The 17,781-nt window shown below is 63.6% G+C and carries 18 protein-coding genes and 1 pseudogene; 14 read left to right on the top strand and 5 right to left on the bottom strand.

From position 1 onward, the window contains the following. The first annotated feature begins 2 nt into the window (after positions 1 to 2). Positions 3 to 1,631, top strand: a complete 1,629-nt coding sequence (locus tag XW59_RS10720; protein WP_047144921.1) for a CTP synthase — start codon at positions 3 to 5, stop codon at positions 1,629 to 1,631. A gap of 4 nt (positions 1,632 to 1,635) precedes the next feature. Here the strand turns inward: XW59_RS10720 and XW59_RS10715 are convergent, their stop codons facing one another. Next, the gene (locus XW59_RS10715; RefSeq protein ID WP_047144920.1) at positions 1,636 to 2,661 is read right to left on the bottom strand and encodes a glycosyltransferase family 1 protein; all 1,026 of its coding nucleotides are present in this window, start codon (positions 2,659 to 2,661) and stop codon (positions 1,636 to 1,638) included. A gap of 229 nt (positions 2,662 to 2,890) precedes the next feature. On the opposite strand from XW59_RS10715, the gene XW59_RS10710 reads away from it, so the two are divergent. The 13 genes from XW59_RS10710 to XW59_RS10650 all read left to right on the top strand — a co-directional run bounded on the left by XW59_RS10710 (position 2,891) and on the right by XW59_RS10650 (position 15,466). Continuing rightward, the gene (locus tag XW59_RS10710) at positions 2,891 to 3,775 is read left to right on the top strand and encodes an alpha/beta fold hydrolase (protein ID WP_052958081.1); all 885 of its coding nucleotides are present in this window, start codon (positions 2,891 to 2,893) and stop codon (positions 3,773 to 3,775) included. Between the two features lie 135 nt (positions 3,776 to 3,910). After that, complete coding sequence (gene kdsA / locus XW59_RS10705) at positions 3,911 to 4,744, top strand: 3-deoxy-8-phosphooctulonate synthase (protein ID WP_047144919.1); 834 nt, start codon at positions 3,911 to 3,913, stop codon at positions 4,742 to 4,744. An 81-nt stretch (positions 4,745 to 4,825) separates the two neighbouring features. Beyond that, positions 4,826 to 5,191 carry a PRC-barrel domain-containing protein gene (locus XW59_RS10700; RefSeq protein ID WP_047144918.1) on the top strand — a complete coding sequence of 122 codons (366 nt, stop codon included), beginning with the start codon at positions 4,826 to 4,828 and terminating at the stop codon, positions 5,189 to 5,191. A 139-nt stretch (positions 5,192 to 5,330) separates the two neighbouring features. After that, positions 5,331 to 6,605, top strand: a complete 1,275-nt coding sequence (gene eno, locus XW59_RS10695) for a phosphopyruvate hydratase (protein ID WP_047144917.1) — start codon at positions 5,331 to 5,333, stop codon at positions 6,603 to 6,605. 95 nt (positions 6,606 to 6,700) lie between these two features. Then, positions 6,701 to 7,021, top strand: a complete 321-nt coding sequence (locus tag XW59_RS10690; RefSeq protein ID WP_047144916.1) for a septum formation initiator family protein — start codon at positions 6,701 to 6,703, stop codon at positions 7,019 to 7,021. Between the two features lie 175 nt (positions 7,022 to 7,196). Continuing rightward, positions 7,197 to 8,237: a pyruvate dehydrogenase (acetyl-transferring) E1 component subunit alpha gene (gene pdhA / locus XW59_RS10685; protein ID WP_047144915.1), complete on the top strand. Its 1,041-nt coding sequence runs from the start codon at positions 7,197 to 7,199 to the stop codon at positions 8,235 to 8,237. A gap of 14 nt (positions 8,238 to 8,251) precedes the next feature. Beyond that, entirely contained in the window at positions 8,252 to 9,688 is a 1,437-nt protein-coding gene (locus XW59_RS10680) for a pyruvate dehydrogenase complex E1 component subunit beta (RefSeq protein ID WP_047144914.1), read from the top strand. Positions 9,689 to 9,701: 13 nt separating this feature from the next. Continuing rightward, on the top strand, positions 9,702 to 11,093 hold the full coding sequence (locus XW59_RS10675; protein WP_047144913.1) for a pyruvate dehydrogenase complex dihydrolipoamide acetyltransferase: 1,392 nt from the start codon (positions 9,702 to 9,704) through the stop codon (positions 11,091 to 11,093). A 67-nt stretch (positions 11,094 to 11,160) separates the two neighbouring features. Then, the gene (locus XW59_RS10670; RefSeq protein WP_047144912.1) at positions 11,161 to 11,703 is read left to right on the top strand and encodes an HdeD family acid-resistance protein; all 543 of its coding nucleotides are present in this window, start codon (positions 11,161 to 11,163) and stop codon (positions 11,701 to 11,703) included. Between the two features lie 41 nt (positions 11,704 to 11,744). Next, positions 11,745 to 12,383 (top strand): SGNH/GDSL hydrolase family protein, encoded by a 639-nt coding sequence (locus tag XW59_RS10665; RefSeq protein ID WP_047144911.1) that lies wholly within the window; start codon positions 11,745 to 11,747, stop codon positions 12,381 to 12,383. Positions 12,384 to 12,393: 10 nt separating this feature from the next. Then, a complete protein-coding gene (lpdA, locus tag XW59_RS10660; RefSeq protein ID WP_047144910.1) occupies positions 12,394 to 13,851 on the top strand; it encodes a dihydrolipoyl dehydrogenase in 1,458 nt (485 codons plus the stop codon). A 177-nt stretch (positions 13,852 to 14,028) separates the two neighbouring features. Further along, entirely contained in the window at positions 14,029 to 14,994 is a 966-nt protein-coding gene (gene lipA, locus XW59_RS10655; protein ID WP_047144909.1) for a lipoyl synthase, read from the top strand. Between the two features lie 4 nt (positions 14,995 to 14,998). Continuing rightward, positions 14,999 to 15,466, top strand: a complete 468-nt coding sequence (locus XW59_RS10650) for a type II toxin-antitoxin system RatA family toxin (RefSeq protein WP_047144908.1) — start codon at positions 14,999 to 15,001, stop codon at positions 15,464 to 15,466. Positions 15,467 to 15,469: 3 nt separating this feature from the next. On the opposite strand, the pseudogene XW59_RS10645 reads toward XW59_RS10650, so the two are convergent. The 4 genes and pseudogenes from XW59_RS10645 to XW59_RS10630 form a co-directional block, all read right to left on the bottom strand. Beyond that, positions 15,470 to 15,750: pseudogene (locus XW59_RS10645) on the bottom strand (type II toxin-antitoxin system YafQ family toxin). Continuing rightward, positions 15,737 to 16,000, bottom strand: a complete 264-nt coding sequence (locus tag XW59_RS10640; protein ID WP_047144907.1) for a type II toxin-antitoxin system RelB/DinJ family antitoxin — start codon at positions 15,998 to 16,000, stop codon at positions 15,737 to 15,739. The pseudogene XW59_RS10645 and the gene XW59_RS10640 overlap by 14 nt, the downstream one beginning before the upstream one ends. A gap of 89 nt (positions 16,001 to 16,089) precedes the next feature. Continuing rightward, positions 16,090 to 16,575, bottom strand: a complete 486-nt coding sequence (locus XW59_RS10635) for a CinA family protein (RefSeq protein WP_047144906.1) — start codon at positions 16,573 to 16,575, stop codon at positions 16,090 to 16,092. Then, positions 16,572 to 17,774, bottom strand: coding sequence for a bifunctional 2-C-methyl-D-erythritol 4-phosphate cytidylyltransferase/2-C-methyl-D-erythritol 2,4-cyclodiphosphate synthase (locus XW59_RS10630; RefSeq protein ID WP_246666051.1), 1,203 nt, complete (start codon positions 17,772 to 17,774; stop codon positions 16,572 to 16,574). The genes XW59_RS10635 and XW59_RS10630 overlap by 4 nt, the downstream gene beginning before the upstream one ends. Between the last annotated feature and the right edge of the window lie 7 nt (positions 17,775 to 17,781).

Here is a 17,781-nt window from a genome sequence, read left to right as displayed (position 1 = left end):
CCATGGCGCGATATGTTTTCATCACCGGCGGCGTGGTTTCCTCACTCGGCAAAGGCATCGCTGCGGCGGCTCTCGGAGCCCTCCTGCAGGCGCGTGGCTACCGTGTTCGGATCCGCAAGCTAGACCCCTATCTCAATGTCGATCCGGGCACGATGTCCCCTTACCAGCATGGCGAGGTGTTCGTAACCGACGACGGAGCGGAGACCGATCTGGATCTCGGCCATTACGAGCGCTTCACGGGGCGTTCGGCCAACCAGAGCGACAACATCACGACCGGCCGCATCTACAAGAACATCATCGACCGCGAGCGTCGCGGCGACTATCTCGGCGCGACCGTGCAGGTGATCCCGCACGTCACCGACGAGATCAAGAACTTCATCCTCGAAGGCAACGAGGAATATGATTTCGTGCTGTGCGAAATCGGCGGCACGGTCGGCGACATCGAGGCGATGCCGTTCCTCGAGGCGATCAGGCAGGTCGGCAACGACCTGCCGCGCGGGCAGGCGGTCTATATCCACCTGACGCTGATGCCCTACATACCGGCGGCCGGCGAACTGAAGACCAAGCCGACGCAGCACTCGGTCAAGGAGCTTCGCTCCATCGGCATTGCGCCCGATATCCTGCTCGTGCGCGCCGACCGCGAGATTCCGAAGGAAGAGCGGCGCAAGCTGTCGCTGTTCTGCAACGTGCGCGAATCGGCGGTCATCCAGGCGCTCGACGTCGCTCACATCTACGACGTGCCGATGGCCTATCACAAGGAAGGCCTGGACGGAGAGGTTCTCGCCGCGTTCGGCATCGATCCGGCTCCGAAGCCGCGCATGGAGCGTTGGCAGGAAATCTCGCAGCGCATCCACAATCCGGAAGGCGAGGTCACGATCGCGATCGTCGGCAAATATACCGGCCTGAAGGACGCCTACAAATCGCTCATCGAAGCGCTTTCGCATGGCGGCATTGCCAACCGGGTGCGCGTCAAGCTCGACTGGATCGAATCGGAGGTCTTCGAGAAGGAGGACCCGGCGCCGTTCCTCGAGAAGGTTCACGGCATCCTCGTGCCCGGAGGCTTCGGCGAGCGCGGCTCGGAAGGCAAGATTCTCGCCGCGAAATTCGCCCGCGAGCGCAAGGTGCCCTATTTCGGCATCTGCTTCGGCATGCAGATGGCCTGCATCGAGGCGGCGCGCTCGCTTGCCGGCATCGGCAACGCATCGTCCACCGAGTTCGGTCCGGCGGAGGAACCCGTCGTCGGGCTGATGACGGAATGGCTGAAGGGCAACATGCTGGAACAGCGCAAGGCCTCCGGCGATCTCGGCGGCACGATGCGGCTCGGCGCCTACGAGGCGCGCCTGCGCGAGGGCAGCAAGATCGCCGGAATATATGGCGACATGGACATTTCCGAGCGTCACCGCCACCGCTACGAGGTCAATATCGACTACAAGGACCGGTTGGAGGATTGCGGCCTCGTCTTTGCCGGCATGTCGCCGGACGGCGTGCTGCCCGAGACGGTCGAATATCCCGACCATCCCTGGTTCATCGGCGTGCAGTATCATCCCGAGCTGAAGTCGAGGCCTTTCGAGCCGCATCCGCTGTTTGCCAGCTTCATCGGCGCGGCGGTGGAACAGAGCCGACTGGTCTGACTGCTCAGGCGGCCGCCTTGCGTTTCGCCGGAGCGGCCGTCGACCTGAGATTTTCCAGGAAAAGCGACGCACAGGCGTCCCAGCCATGGCGCAGCGCCTTTTCCCGGGCGGTGTGCCGGTCCGCGGCAAGGGCCGCGAGGCAGGCTTCCCTCAGATCCTCCGAAACAACGCCGCCGACGCCGTCGGCCAGGATGTCGGCCGGACCCGTTACCGGATAGCCGGCGACCGGCAGGCCGCTTGCCAGCGCCTCCAGGATCACCAGGCCGAACGTGTCGGTGCGGCTCGGAAACACGAAGACGTCGGCCGAGGCATAATAGGCGGCAAGCTCCTCGCCGAATTTCGCGCCGACGAAAACCGCATCCGGAAACGCCGCCTGGAGCCGCTCGCGCTCCGGTCCGTCGCCGACCACCAGCTTGGTTCCCGGCAGGTCGAGGCCGAGAAAGGCAGGCAGGTTCTTTTCCGGCGCCAACCGCCCGACGGAAAGGAAGATTGGCTTCGGCAGATCGAGTTCCACCCGGCGCGACAGGTGGAACCGCTGCGTGTCGACCCCGCGATTCCATTGCCGAAGCTTGGTGAAGCCGCGCTCCGAAAGCTCTCTCAGCAGGGAAGGAGTCGCCACCATCGTCGCCTCGCCCGCATTGTGGAAACGGCGAAGCCAGCGATAGCTCCAATTTTCTGGCACCGGCACCCGTGCGCTGAGATATTCCGGGAAGCGTGTGTGATAGCTGGTGGTGAAACCTATCCCGCCGGCAACGCAAATCCGCCGCGCGAGAAGCCCGAGCGGGCCTTCGGTGACGATGTGGACGTGGTCGGCTCCCGCCTCGGCGATGCGGCGGCCGACGGTGAAACTCGACGTTACCGCGAGCCGGATGTCGGCATAGGTGGGAAGCGGCAGCGAGCGGAAGCCTTCCGGCGTGAGCAGTTCGACGGCGATTCCCATTCGTTCCAGCGCCGAGACGAGGTTCTGGATCGTCGAAACCACGCCATTGACCTGCGGATGCCATGCGTCGGTGACGATCAATATGCGCAAGGGACAAGTTCCGTCGCTGTTGCCGCGAACCGCTCGCCGGCGATCCCGTGGAGAGTTCTTGGCGAGTCTCGTGACAGGCGGATGACCGAAGGCTGGATGGCCGTGGCTTCACGCATGATTGATCACCGAATATTACGATCTGAAACGTAGAATCGCCATATTGTGATCTAAGAAGATATTCGAAGGGTGGTGGCGGCGTTCGCCGCTTCAAAGGGCAGAAGCTCCCCAGATGGAAGACGTAGTTCGCGTGGATGGCGGCGTGCGCCGCCGCTTGCACTTGTTTCCGCGCCGCATCGCCGTTGCGGCCGCGCTTCTTCTGCTTGCGGGATTGGTCGCGGTGCAGACCGTTCCGGAATTCATCCTCTACCGCGAAAGGCTGGTGCTGAATCTCCTGGAGATCGAAAGTAACGTCGAATTGCAACCGGTCGACCTCAGCACGCATGACGGTTTGCTGCTGCGCTCCTGGTATCACCCTCCGGCGCCCGGAAAACCCGTCATCGTCTATTTTCCGGGCCGTCTCGGCGACCTGATCCGCAAGCCCGCGCATCTCTTCGGCCTTGCCGAGCAGGGCTACGGGCTGATGCTCGCCGGTTATCGCGGCTATGGCGGAAATCCGGGTCGGCCGAGCGAACACCTGCTCTACCGCGACGCCGCCGCGCTCCTGACAAAGCTGACCAAGGAGCAGCTCGCGCCTGACGGCATCGTCCTCTACGGTTATTCGATGGGAACCGGCATTGCGAGCTATGTCGCGATGCAGGGACGGCCCCGCGCCGTTATCCTCGAAGCGCCGTTCACTTCGTTTCCCGACGCGGTTCACCGCCAGGCCTCGTCCGTGCCGCTGTGGCTGGTGCGCACCCGTTTCGATACCCGCTCGCGTATCGGTGGCATAGACGTGCCGATCCTGCTCCTGGCCGGCCAGGAAGATGCGATCACGCCCCCTGCGTTCGCGGAGGCGCTCGCCTCGCTCAGCGAGGGCTTTTCCAAGCTCTACGTGCTCCCCGAAGCGAACCACATCAACATGATCCGCCATGGCGCACGCGAAATCATATCCGGTTTCCTCTTCGGGCTGGACGCGGAGCGGGCGGGCAGCGATCAGGCCGCGGCCGTCCCTTGAACGCGGGCGCGTTTTGAGGCACATCGCGGCGATGAACGGTGCTTCGTCGGTAATTCGGGCCGATAACATGCCGTGTGGTGGACGCCGCTCGCCGCAAAGCGGGGCAGGGTGCCCTTTCGCAATCGAGGAAACGAGATGACTGCTCCCAACGCTTCCGTCGCCGTCGGTTCGGTGACCTTCGCCAATTCCGCGCCGCTTGCTCTGATCGCGGGTCCCTGCCAGCTCGAGACACGCCAGCATGCCTTCGACATGGCGGGCGCGCTGAAGGAGATCACCGGGCGGCTCGGGATTGGCCTCGTCTACAAAACCTCCTTCGACAAGGCGAACCGCACCTCCCTTGGCGGCAAGCGCGGCGCCGGGCTGGAGACCGCGCTTGCCGTCTTCGCGGACCTGCGCGAGGAGTTCGGCCTGCCGCTGCTGACCGACGTGCATACCGAGGAGCAGTGCGGCCTCGTCGCCGACGTGGTCGACATCCTGCAGATCCCGGCCTTCCTTTCGCGGCAGACCGACCTTCTCGCGGCCGCTGCCGCGACCGGCAAGGTCGTCAACGTCAAGAAGGGTCAGTTTCTCGCACCTTGGGACATGAAGAACGTCGTCGCGAAGGTGACCGGCTCCGGCAATGCCAACGTGCTGGTGACCGAGCGTGGCGTTTCCTTCGGCTACAACACGCTCGTTTCCGACATGCGCGCGCTGCCGCTGATGGCGGAGATCGGCGCGCCGGTAATCTTCGATGCGACCCACTCCGTGCAGCAGCCGGGCGGGCAGGGCGGCTCGACCGGTGGCGACAGGCGTTTCGTCGAGACGCTGGCGCGCGCCGCCGTTGCGGTGGGCGTTGCCGGCGTGTTCATCGAGACGCACCAGGACCCGGACAACGCGCCTTCCGACGGGCCGAACATGGTTCGGCTGGACGACATGCCGCGCCTGATCGAGACGCTGATGGAGTTCGACCGGGTGGCGAAGAGCCGCTGAAGCCACGCACCACCTGCTCCGGAACCTCGCGCTTCCTGCGACATTGATTAAGCGGGGAGCGCAAAGAAAGGAGCAGCAGAAATGACCACTCCTTCCGGACATACAGAAGCGATCCGTGCCTCGCGCGTGATCGGCACCGCCGTCTACAATACCGAGGGCCAGAACATCGGCACGATAGAGGACGTGATGCTCGACAAATTGTCGAACAACATCATGTACGCCGTGATCGGCTTCGGCGGTTTCCTCGGCATCGGCGAGAAATATCACGCGATCCCCTGGTCGACGCTCGACTATGAGAAGGGCCGAGGCGGTTATGTCGTGCCGTTCAGCCGCGACCAGCTCGAGGCCGCACCCGTGCACAGCATCGAGGAACTGACGGGCGACGACGGCAAATCGGTACGCGACGCGTCCTACGAATATTACAAGGTGCCGCCCTACTGGTATTGAGGCATCGGGTGAAGGAATTCCCATGATCGGCCCCGCGAGCGATCGCGGGGCTTTCCGTTGGTCCCGGCTCATTGCCACTTCGGGACTGTTTCGCTAAGAGGACGCAGCCTGAAACCCAGCCTGAAGGGATGCCTCCGACATGACCGCAATCACCGACATCATCGGCCGCGAAATTCTCGACAGCCGCGGAAATCCGACCGTGGAAGTCGACGTCATCCTGGAAGACGGTTCGATGGGCCGCGCGGCCGTGCCTTCGGGCGCCTCGACGGGCGCGCATGAGGCGGTCGAGCTGCGTGACGGCGGAGCGCGCTATCTCGGCAAGGGCGTCGCGGGCGCGGTCGACGCGGTCAATGGCGAGATCTTCGAAGCCATCGGCGGCCTCGATGCCGAAAACCAGATTCAGATCGACAAGACGATGATCGAGCTCGACGGCACGCCGAACAAGGGCCGTCTCGGCGCCAACGCCATCCTCGGCGTTTCGCTCGCGGTCGCCAAGGCAGCGGCCGAGGCCGCCGGACTGCCGCTTTATCGCTATGTCGGCGGCGCCGGCGCCCATGTCCTGCCGGTGCCGATGATGAACATCGTCAATGGCGGCGCGCATGCCGACAATCCGATCGACTTCCAGGAATTCATGATCATGCCGGTGGGCGCGGAGAGCTTCCGCGAGGGCCTGCGCTGGGGTGCGGAAATCTTCCATACCCTCAAGAAGGGCCTGAAGGACGCCGGCCACAACACCAATGTCGGCGACGAAGGCGGCTTCGCGCCGAACATCAAGAGCGCGCAGGCCGCGCTCGATTTCGTCATGGCCTCGATCGAGAAGGCCGGCTACAGGCCCGGCGAGCAGGTAGCCATCGCGCTCGACTGCGCGGCGACCGAGTTCTTCAAGGACGGCAATTACGTCTATGAGGGCGAGCGGAAGACGCGTGACGGCAAGGCGCAGGCGAAGTATCTCGCCAAGCTCGCCGCCGACTATCCGATCATCTCCATCGAGGACGGCATGGCCGAGGACGACTGGGAAGGTTGGAAGATGCTGACCGACCTCGCCGGCAAGAAGGTGCAGCTCGTCGGCGACGACCTGTTCGTCACCAACTCGGCGCGGCTCAAGGACGGCATCCGAATGGGCGTCGCCAATTCCATCCTGGTCAAGGTGAATCAGATCGGCTCGCTGACCGAGACGCTCGACGCCGTCGAAACCGCCCATAAGGCAGCCTATACCGCGGTGATGTCGCATCGCTCCGGCGAGACAGAGGATTCAACCATCGCCGATCTTGCCGTCGCCACCAATTGCGGACAGATCAAGACCGGCTCGCTTGCCCGTTCCGACCGGCTGGCGAAGTACAACCAGCTCCTGCGCATCGAGGAAGACCTCGGCGCTCAGGCACGCTACGCCGGTACGTCCATCCTGCGCGGCTGATTGTTGCTTCCGCCGCCTCCTTCATGAGGTGGCGGTAACCGGCCCTTAAGCATAATCGTGCCATATGCCGTTGCACGATTTGTGGAACAGGGCCGATGTGGACACGTCAACGGAAGAAGAGAAACACCGGCGCGCTGATCGTTCCCGCGGTCGCCGCGCTGTTCCTTTCCTATTTCGGATTTCACGCTTTCCACGGTGAATACGGCATCTATTCCAAGTACCGGCTGGAAGAGCGCGTCGCGCAATTGCAGACGAATCTCGACCGGGTGAAGGGTGAGCGCATGCGGCTTGAGCGCCGCGTGCAATTGCTGCATGATGGCACGCTCGAGAAAGACATGCTGGACGAGCAGGCGCGTCGTGCCCTGAATCTCTCCCTTCCGGACGAGGTCACGATCATGCGGCCTTCCGCGCGCTGATTAACCTGAATTCGGTTAATCCTGCAAAAGACGTGCAATTATAAGAATTTAGATGCATGCGAGCCATGCATTTTCTGCATAGCGGATTGCAAGTCTGCGTGCTAGCCTCCGGTCAAATCGGGGAGGCTCCCGTCTTCCCCCTTAGTCCGCGAAGAGACGCATCAGGGAGTGATCCATGGCGACAGCCGCTAAGAAAACGTCCGCCAGAATCAAGGCGGACGGAAAATCTCTGGCCATCAAAGTGCCGCCACCGGCGAAATTCGACAAGGAGCAGGAGCTCAGGGCCTATCGCGACATGCTTCTGATCCGCCGTTTCGAGGAAAAGGCGGGCCAGCTTTACGGCATGGGGTTCATCGGCGGCTTCTGCCACCTCTACATCGGCCAGGAAGCGGTCGTTACCGGCATGAAGATGGCGCTCGTCGAGGGCGACCAGATGATCACCGCCTATCGCGATCATGGTCACATGCTCGCCATGGACATGAGCCCGCGCGGGGTGATGGCCGAACTGACCGGCCGCCGCGGGGGCTACTCCAAGGGCAAGGGCGGCTCCATGCACATGTTCTCCAAGGAGAAGAATTTCTACGGCGGACACGGTATCGTCGGCGCGCAGGTGTCGCTCGGCACGGGCCTCGCCTTCGCCAACCGCTATCGCGACAACGACAATGTCTCGATCACCTATTTCGGCGACGGCGCCGCCAACCAGGGCCAGGTCTATGAGAGCTTCAACATGGCGTCGCTGTGGAAGCTGCCGGTCGTCTATGTGATCGAGAACAACCGCTATGCGATGGGCACGTCGGTGTCGCGCTCGTCCGCCGAGACCGACTTCTCGCAGCGCGGGCTTTCCTTCAGGATCCCCGGCATCCAGGTTGACGGCATGGACGTGCGCGCCGTCAAGTCGGCTGCCGAGCTTGCCGTCGAGCACTGCCGCTCCGGCAAGGGGCCGATCATCCTCGAGATGCAGACCTACCGCTATCGCGGCCATTCCATGTCCGACCCGGCGAAATACCGTTCCAAGGACGAAGTCCAGAAGATGCGCTCCGAGCACGATCCGATCGAGCAGGTGAAGGCGCGCCTCCTGGAAGCGAAATGGGCCAGCGAGGACGATTTGAAGGCGATCGACAAGGAGGTCCGCGACATCGTCCAGGATGCCGCCGAATTCGCGCAGAACGATGCGGAGCCGGATCCGTCCGAGCTCTACACCGACATTTTGCTCTAAGGGGGAGGCGGACAATGCCGATCGAAATTCTCATGCCCGCTCTCTTGCCGACCATGGAAGAGGGCAACCTGTCGAAATGGCTCAAGAAGGAGGGCGACAAGGTTGCCCCCGGCGACGTGATCGCCGAGATCGAGACCGACAAGGCCACGATGGAAGTCGAGGCTGTGGACGAAGGCACGCTGGGCAAGCTCCTCGTCGCCGAGGGTACCGAAGGCGTCAAGGTCAACACGCCGATCGCCGTGCTGCTGCAGGAAGGCGAGAGCGCGGACGCCGCTACGGCGAAATCCGCGGCCGACGGCGCCGCCTCGAAACCTGATGCCGACACGCCCGCGGCAGCTTCCGGCGACGCCGGCGGCAAGGCCCGCGAAGCCGACGATGAGCCGAGCGTGAAAAAGGATGCCGCCAAGGCACCGGCCGCCCCCAAGGCGGAGATCGCGGCCGACCCGGACATTCCGGCCGGCACCGAGATGGTCCAGACCACCGTGCGCGAAGCGCTGCGCGATGCCATGGCCGAGGAGATGCGTCGGGACGAGGACGTCTTCGTCATGGGCGAGGAGGTCGCCGAGTATCAGGGCGCCTACAAGATCACCCAGGGCCTTCTGCAGGAATTCGGCGCAAGGCGCGTCGTCGATACGCCGATCACCGAGCACGGCTTCGCCGGCGTCGGCGTGGGCGCGGCGATGGCCGGCCTCAAGCCGATCGTCGAATTCATGACCTTCAACTTCGCCATGCAGGCGATCGACCAGATCGTGAACTCGGCCGCCAAGACCCTCTACATGGCCGGCGGCCAGATGGGCGCGCCGATCGTCTTCCGCGGCCCGAACGGCGCGGCCGCCCGCGTCGCCGCCCAGCATTCGCAGTGCTACGCCGCCTGGTACGGCCACATTCCCGGCCTGAAGGTGGTGATGCCTTACACGGCCGCCGACGCCAAGGGCCTGCTCAAGGCCGCGATCCGCGACCCGAACCCGGTGATCTTCCTCGAGAACGAAATTCTCTACGGCCAGACCTTCGACGTGCCGAAACTCGACGATTTCGTGCTGCCGATCGGCAAGGCGCGCATCCACAAGCAGGGCAAGGACGCCACCATCGTCTCGTTCGGCATCGGCATGACCTATGTGGTCAAGGCCGAGGCGGAATTGCGCGAGATGGGCCTCGACGTCGAGATCATCGACCTGCGCACCATCCGGCCGCTCGATTTCGACACGATCATCGCATCCGTCAAGAAGACCAACCGCCTGGTCGTGGTGGAAGAGGGCTTCCCGCAGTCGTCGGTCGGCGACCATATCGCCAGCCAGGTCATGCAGCGCGCATTCGACCATCTCGATGCGCCGGTGATCACGATTGCCGGCAAGGACGTGCCGATGCCTTACGCGGCCAATCTCGAAAAGCTTGCGCTGCCGAATGTCGGCGAGGTCGTCGAGGCGGTCAAAGCCGTCACCTACCGGGCCTGAGGAGGAGATCGCGATGCCAATCGAAATCACCATGCCGGCCCTTTCGCCAACCATGGAGGAGGGCAACCTCGCCAAATGGCTGGTCAAGGAAGGCGACAAGGTTTCACCGGGCGACGTGATCGCGGAGATCGAGACCGACAAGGCGACGATGGAAGTCGAGGCCGTGGACGAGGGCACCGTCGCCAAGCTCGTGGTGCCGGCCGGCACCGAGGGCGTCAAGGTCAATGCGCTGATCGCCATTCTCGCCGAGGAAGGCGAGGATGCCGATGCCGCGGCGAAGGGTGGCGGGAAAGCCGAGGCGGTGCAGGAGAAGGCCGAGGCAAAGGAAGCCTCCGCGTCCGCTCCTTCAAGCCAAGATGAGAAAAAGGAGCCTGCGCCGACAACAGCCGGAAACGGTGCGGAGGCATCCTCTCCCCAACGGGGAGAAGGTGGCGCGCGCGGCGATGGAGCCTCGAAAGACGGCCGCGTCTTCGCCTCTCCGCTCGCCCGCCGTATCGCGAAGGATGCGGGCATCGACCTCGGCTCGATAGCCGGTTCCGGTCCCAAGGGGCGCGTGGTGAAGGCTGATGTTGAAGCCGCGGTCTCCGGCGGAGCTGCAAAGGCGGCGCCCGCCGGCAAGGCGGACCTGGCCGCACCGGCAGCCACGCCGAAGCCGATGTCCGACGATGCCGTGCTGAAACTCTTCGAGGAAGGTTCCTACGAGCTCGTCCCGCACGACAACATGCGCAAGACGATCGCCCGCCGCCTGGTCGAGGCGAAGTCGACGGTTCCGCATTTCTACCTCACGCTCGATTGCGAGATCGATGCGCTGCTTGCCTTGCGCAAGCAGCTCAACGACGCCGCCCCGATGACGAAGACCGACAAGGGCGAGGTTCCCGCCTACAAGCTTTCGGTCAACGACATGATCATCAAGGCCATGGCGCTTGCCCTGCAGGCGGTGCCGGACGCCAACGCATCCTGGACCGAGGCGGCGATGGTCAAGCACAAGCACTCCGACGTCGGCGTCGCGGTCTCCATCCCCGGCGGGCTGATCACGCCGATCGTGCGCCGCGCCGAGGAGAAGACGCTGTCCGTCATTTCCAACGAGATGAAGGATCTCGCGGGCCGTGCGCGCAACCGCAAGCTCAAACCCGAGGAGTATCAGGGCGGCACGACGGCGGTGTCCAATCTCGGCATGTTCGGAATCAAGGATTTCGCGGCCGTCATCAACCCGCCTCATGCCACCATATTGGCGGTCGGCGCGGGCGAGGAGCGCGCGGTGGTGAAAAACGGCGAGATCAAGATCGCCAACATGATGTCGGTCACGCTGTCGACCGATCATCGCGCGGTGGATGGTGCATTGGGCGCCGAACTGCTGGTCGCCTTCAAGCGCTACATCGAAAATCCGATGGGGATGCTCGTTTAGACGCCGGCATGGCGCCGGCGTCAGGTCCGATCGATTGCCGGTCGGTCCTGAACGCGGAGGAAGTGCAATGGCCATTACGGAGCAAGCTTCGAAACTGCGCGGATCATGGATATGGATGGCGCTTTTCGCCGTCATCTGTCTCATCGGCGGCGTGATCGCATTGCTGAACCCCTTCGCCGCGACGCTGGCGGCCACCTTCATCGCCGGATGGACGTTCGCTTTCCTCGGCGCACTCCAGATCATACAGTCCTTCCAGGTCAAGGACTGGCCCGGTTTCGTCTGGGCCATCCTGTTCGGCATCCTCACGCTCGTCGTGGGCATAAGCCTCATCACCAATCCGCTCGCCGGCATGATCTCGCTGACCCTGCTGGTGGCGGTGCTGTTCCTCGTCATGGGCATCGTCAAGATCATGTATGCGTTCTCGCTACGCCCGATTTCCGGATGGGGCTGGGCGCTGGCGTCGGGTGTCATCTCGCTGGCCCTGGCCGCGATGATCTTCGCCAATCTGCCGGAGGCGGCGGCTTCGGTGCTCGGCATCCTCCTGGCGGTGGAACTCATTTCGAACGGCGTTCTGTTCATGCTGCTCGCGCTCGGGTTCAGGAAGATCTAGGCGGCAAGCGTCGACATGAAACTGAAAAAGGCGGTCGTGGAATGAAAACCATCCTCTGCTACGGCGATTCGCTGACCTGGGGCTATGACGCGGAAGGACCGGGGCGTCATGCGCTGGAGGATCGCTGGCCGACTGTGCTCCAGCAGGGCCTGGGCGAGGCGGTGCGTGTCATTCCGGAGGGGCTGAACGGACGCACGACCGCCTTTGACGATCATCTTTCCGGCGCCGACCGCAACGGCGCCCGTCTGCTACCGACGATCCTGACGACGCATTCCCCGCTCGACCTGGTGATCCTGCTGCTCGGCACAAACGACATGAAGCCGTTCATCTGCGGCCATGCGATCGGCGCCCGCCAGGGCGTGCAGCGGCTCGTGGAGATCATCAGGGGGCACACCTATCCGTTCGACGCCGCGGCTCCGGAAATACTGATCGTCGCGCCGCCGCCGCTGCGGGAGACGGGCGACCCGGACTTCGCGGCGCTGTTCGGCGGCGGGATCGAAGCGTCAGGCATGCTCGCGAGCCTCTATTCGGACCTCGCCGACATCACCGGCTGCGGCTTTTTCGACGCGGGTTCGATGGCAAGGACGACACCGGTCGACGGCGTTCATCTCGACGCGGCCAATACACGTGCGCTCGGCAAGGGGCTGGAGCCCATCGTGCGCATGATGCTGGGACTTTAGGAGAACAGGCGTGGCTGAAAACTACGACGTCATCATCATAGGCTCAGGCCCCGGCGGATATGTAGCCGCCGTCCGCTCGGCCCAGCTCGGCTTCAAGACCGCGATCGTCGAGCGCGAGCACCTCGGCGGCATCTGCCTCAACTGGGGCTGCATCCCGACCAAGGCGCTGCTGCGCTCGGCGGAGATCATGCACTACGCCGAACATGCGAATGATTACGGGCTCAAGCTCGAAGGCAAGGTCTCGGCCGACGTCAAGGCCGTGGTCGAGCGCTCGCGCGGCGTCTCGGCGCGCCTCAATGGCGGCGTCGGCTTCCTGATGAAGAAGAACAAGGTCGACGTCATCTGGGGAGAAGCGAAGCTCGCCAAGGGGCAGGGTGGCGCGCCGCAAGTGGTTGTCTCCAAGAGCTCGAAGAAGCCGATGGAGCCTCAGCACCCGGTCCCGAAGGGCGTGAAGGGCGAAGGCACCTACACCGCGAAGCACGTCATTCTCGCCACCGGCGCGCGACCGCGCTCGCTCCCGGGCATCGAGCCCGACGGCAAGCTGATCTGGACCTATTTCGAGGCCATGGTGCCGAAGGAAATGCCGAAATCGCTGATCGTCATGGGCTCGGGCGCGATCGGCATCGAGTTCGCCTCCTTCTACCGCACCATGGGCGTCGACGTGACCGTCGTCGAGATCATGCCGCAGGTCATGCCCGTCGAGGACGCCGAGATTTCGGCCCTCGCGAGGAAGCGGTTCGAGAAGCAGGGCATGAAGATCATGCTGGAGGCCAAGGTCGCCAAGGTCGAGAAGGGCGCGAACTCCGTCACCGCGCATGTCGAGACGAAGGACGGCAAGGTCGTGAAGATCACCGCCGACCGTTTGATCTCGGCCGTCGGCGTGCAGGGCAATATCGAGAATCTCGGCCTTGAGGAGCTCGGTGTGAAGACCGACCGCGGCATCGTCGTCACCGACGGCTACGGCAAGACCAATGTCGAAGGGCTCTACGCCATCGGCGACGTTGCGGGGCCGCCGATGCTCGCCCACAAGGCCGAGCATGAAGGCGTCATCTGCGTGGAGAAGATCGCGAACGTGCCGGGCGTGCACGCGCTCGACAAGCTGCTGGTTCCGGGCTGCACCTATTGCAATCCCCAGGTCGCTTCGGTCGGCCTGACCGAGGCGAAGGCCAAGGAGCAGGGCCACGACATCCGTGTCGGACGCTTCCAGTTCGCCGCCAACGGCAAGGCGATCGCGCTCGGCGAGGACCAGGGCCTCGTCAAGACGATCTTCGACAAGAAGACCGGCCAGCTTATCGGCGCGCACATGGTCGGTGCCGAGGTCACCGAGCTTATTCAGGGATTCGTCGTCGCGATGAACCTGGAGACCACCGAGGAGGAGCTGATGCACACCGTCTTCCCGCATCCGACGCTCTCGGAGATGATGAAGGAGAGCGTGCTCGACGCCTACGGACGCGCGCTGAACGCCTGAAGTCCTCGATGCCGAATCTCAGCTCATACATGCAAGGACGGGCCCGGACAGGCGCGGGAGAATGCGTTTTTGCAAGACCGCCATTCGCGGTGGCGGCCTTACATTCGAGTGCCGCAATCACTATAACACGGCAAAGGAGATTCAAGGTCTCCGGCCAGATTCTCGTGCGGAGTTGTGATGGTCACCGTTCTTGATACCGTTTCGACAAAGCCGCGTGTCCGCCACCCGGAAAAAGCACATCGTCCCGACCAGGAGGTGCTGCGCAAGCCGGAATGGATCCGCGTCAAGGCGCCTACCTCGAAGGGCTATCTCGAGACCCGCGAGATCGTGAAATCGCACAATCTCGTCACGGTCTGCGAGGAAGCCGGCTGCCCGAATATCGGCGAATGCTGGCAGAAGAAGCATGCCACCTTCATGATCATGGGCGAGATTTGCACGCGCGCCTGCGCCTTCTGCAACGTCGCGACCGGCATTCCGACCGCGCTCGACCCGAACGAGCCTGAGAACGTAGCCCGCGCGGTGAAGCAGATGGGCCTCAACCACGTCGTCATCACCTCCGTCGACCGCGACGACCTCGCCGATGGCGGCGCGCAGCATTTCGTCGACGTGATCCTGGCGATCCGCGCGGCTTCGCCCGAAACGACGATCGAGATCCTGACGCCCGACTTCCTGAGGAAGGACGGCGCGCTCGAGACCGTGGTCGCGGCCAGGCCCGACGTCTTCAACCACAATCTCGAGACCGTTCCCTCGAATTATCTCACCGTGCGTCCGGGCGCGCGCTATTTCCACTCGATCCGGCTGCTCCAGCGCGTCAAGGAGCTCGATCCGTCGATCTTCACCAAGTCGGGCATCATGGTGGGCCTGGGCGAGGAGCGGAACGAGGTGCTCCAGCTCATGGACGACCTGCGTTCGGCAAATGTGGATTTCATGACGATCGGCCAGTATCTGCAGCCGACGAAGAAGCATCATCCGGTGAAGAAGTTCGTCACGCCCGAGGAGTTCAAATCCTACGAGACGGTCGCCTACACCAAGGGATTCCTCGTCGTCGCGTCGAGCCCGCTGACGCGTTCGTCGCACCATGCCGGCGACGACTTCGCCAAGCTGCGCGCCGCCCGCGAGGCGAAGCTGAAGGCGTCCGCCTGACCCGATGCCCAAGCACGAAACCACGCGAAAGGTATCCCATTCGCCGGATGAGATGTTCTCGCTCGTCGCCGACGTGGAGAGCTATCCGCAATTCCTGCCCATGTGCGAGGGTTTGAGCGTGCGCTCGCGGCGCGAGCGTGACGGCATCACCGTTCTCGTCGCCGACATGACCGTCGGCTACAAGGCGATCCGCGAGACCTTCACCAGCCAGGTGGTCTTGAAACCGGCCGAAAGCCTCATCGACGTGAAATATCTCGACGGGCCGTTCAAATATCTGGTGAATCAGTGGCGTTTCGACCCGATCGATGACGGCGGCACCGAAATCCACTTCTTCATCGACTATGAGTTCAAGAGCCGGATGCTGGGCGCGCTGATGGGGGCGATGTTCGACCGCGCCTTCCGCATGTTCGCGGAAGCATTCGAGAAGCGCGCCGACGTCGTCTTCGGTCCAGTGCGGCGAAACGCACTCTGATTCTTACAAACTCAGTTCGCTGTGCGAGCCAAGTCGACGAGTTGTAGCGTTTCAGCGTCGGATTTGCGGTAGATTAGCACCAGATCAGGTCTGATATGACAGTCCCGGTGATCGCCCCACTCGCCGGTCAGCGGGTGATCACGGAATTTCGCCGGCAACGGTTCGTCAGCCGCCAGACGGGCAATGACAGATGACAGCTCCGTATCCAGCGTCGTGCGATGCTGTCCCTTTTTCTCGCGTTTGTAATCTTTCTTGAAACGACTGGTCCATTCAATCGCCCGCATTGAGTTCGTCCAGAAGACCCGCGACAGAACTGACGCGGCGCAGCTTGCCAGCGCGCGCCTCCTTCATAGCCTCGACGGTCTCCTCGTTCGGCACCAACGGATCGAACGGCAGCGCTTTGTCCGCAACGGTGCGCACAAGCATCATCCGAAAGGCGTCGGAGACGGTCAGGCCGGACGCTTCCAAAATTGCAGCAGCTTCTTCCTTGATCCGCTCGTCGATCCGAGCGCGTACAACAGCGTTGGCAGGCATGGCGATTTCCTCTTTTGTTGACGCCAATATGTGGGCTACATTGTAGCCCATCAAGCCTGAAAAGTAAGTTATCCGTTGCTGAGCGGCCTTTAGCTCTCTTTTGCCGCGTCACGCAGGAGCGTGAGTGCGAAATCCCGCGCTCCTTGCCGGATGGCGGCGCGTCCCTCGTCGGCGAAACGCTGCTCGAAAGCCTCCGGCGCCTGGTGGCGGCGCGCAATGGCGAACCAGACGAGGCCGACCGGCTTTTCGGCCGAGCCGCCCCCGGGACCTGCGACCCCCGTGATGGAAACCGCGACGTCGGCCAACGAGCGGGCGAGCGCGCCTTCGGCCATCTCCAGCGCCGTTTCGCGCGAAACGGCGCCATGGGCGGCGAGCGTGGCGCTCGACACGCCGAGCAGGTCCATCTTGGCCTCGTTGGAATAGGTGACGAAGCCGCGGTCGACCACAGCGGAAGAGCCGGCGTGATCGGTAACGGCGGCCGCGACCATGCCGCCGGTGCAGGATTCGGCGGTGGCGAGCATCAGCTTCCGGGCGAGATAGGTTTCGAAAACCTCGCGCGAGATGTCTGTCGTCATTCCGGCAATCCTCCAGGATAGACGACGGTCGCCGTGGCGATGGCCGCGATGCCTTCCTTGCGCCCTACGAAGCCCAGCTTCTCGTTGGTCGTGGCCTTCACCGACACCCTGTCGGCGGAAATGCCGAGCATGCCGCAGAGCGCGGCCGTCATCGCCTCACGATGCGGGCCGATGCGGGGCGCCTCGCAGATCAACGTGACATCGGCGTTTGCGATCCGTCCGCCGCGTTCCCTCACGATACGAACAGCCTCGGCGACGAAGATTTTCGAGGCGGCTCCTTTCCAGCGCATGTCCGAGGGCGGGAAATGGGTGCCGATATCGCCTGCTCCGCAGGTGGCCAGCAGCGCGTCGGTCAGTGCATGCAATCCGACATCGGCGTCGGAATGGCCTGAGAGGCGCTTGTCGTGAGGGATTTCCACCCCGCACAGCGTCACGTGACTGCCTTCCTCGAAGCTGTGGACGTCATAGCCATTGCCGGTTCGCACGTCCGGAAAGAAAGCGGTCTGGGTGATCATGCGTGCCTTCGCGATCTCGATGTCCCTGGCCCATGTGAGCTTGACGTTGTCCGCCGCTCCTTCGACGATGCGCACGGGGATACCCGCCCATTCGGCGATCGCGGCGTCGTCGGTGAAATCCTGCCTTCCGGCCGCATGGGCGCGCTCGTGCGCCTCCAGGATCGGCGCGAAGGGAAAGCCTTGCGGCGTCTGCGCGGCGTAGAGGCCGGCCCGCGGCACCGTCTCCGTCACCAGCTTCGCCTCGCCGGCGCGCTTCAGCGTGTCCGAAACGGGCAGGGCGGGGAGGCTGCCCCGCTCCGGCTCGACACCCTCGACCACACGGTCGATGAGGGCCGCTTCCACGAAGGGCCGGACCGCGTCGTGGATGAGCACGGCATCGAGTTCCTCGTCTCGCAATGCGAGCAGCGCGAGGCGCGTCGATGCCTGGCGCGTCGCGCCGCCGTAAACGACAATCACCTTCGAGGCGAATTCGCCGGCTGCGCTCGAGAAGAGGTCTTCGTCCTGCGGATGGATCGCCACGGCTACACTGGCAATCGCCGGATGGCCGAGAAAAGCCCGCAATGTGTGGCGGATGACGGGTTCGCTTCCAAGCAGGCGATATTGTTTCGGCCCCTCGATCGATTGGCCGGCCCGTTCGCCGCGCCCGGCCGCAACCAGAACCACGCCTATCTTTCCGTTCTTCATTACCGTG

Source organism: Aquamicrobium sp. LC103, assembly GCF_001014615.2.
GTDB lineage: Bacteria > Pseudomonadota > Alphaproteobacteria > Rhizobiales > Rhizobiaceae > LBCQ02.
This window is presented reverse-complemented; position numbering and strand designations above follow the sequence as displayed.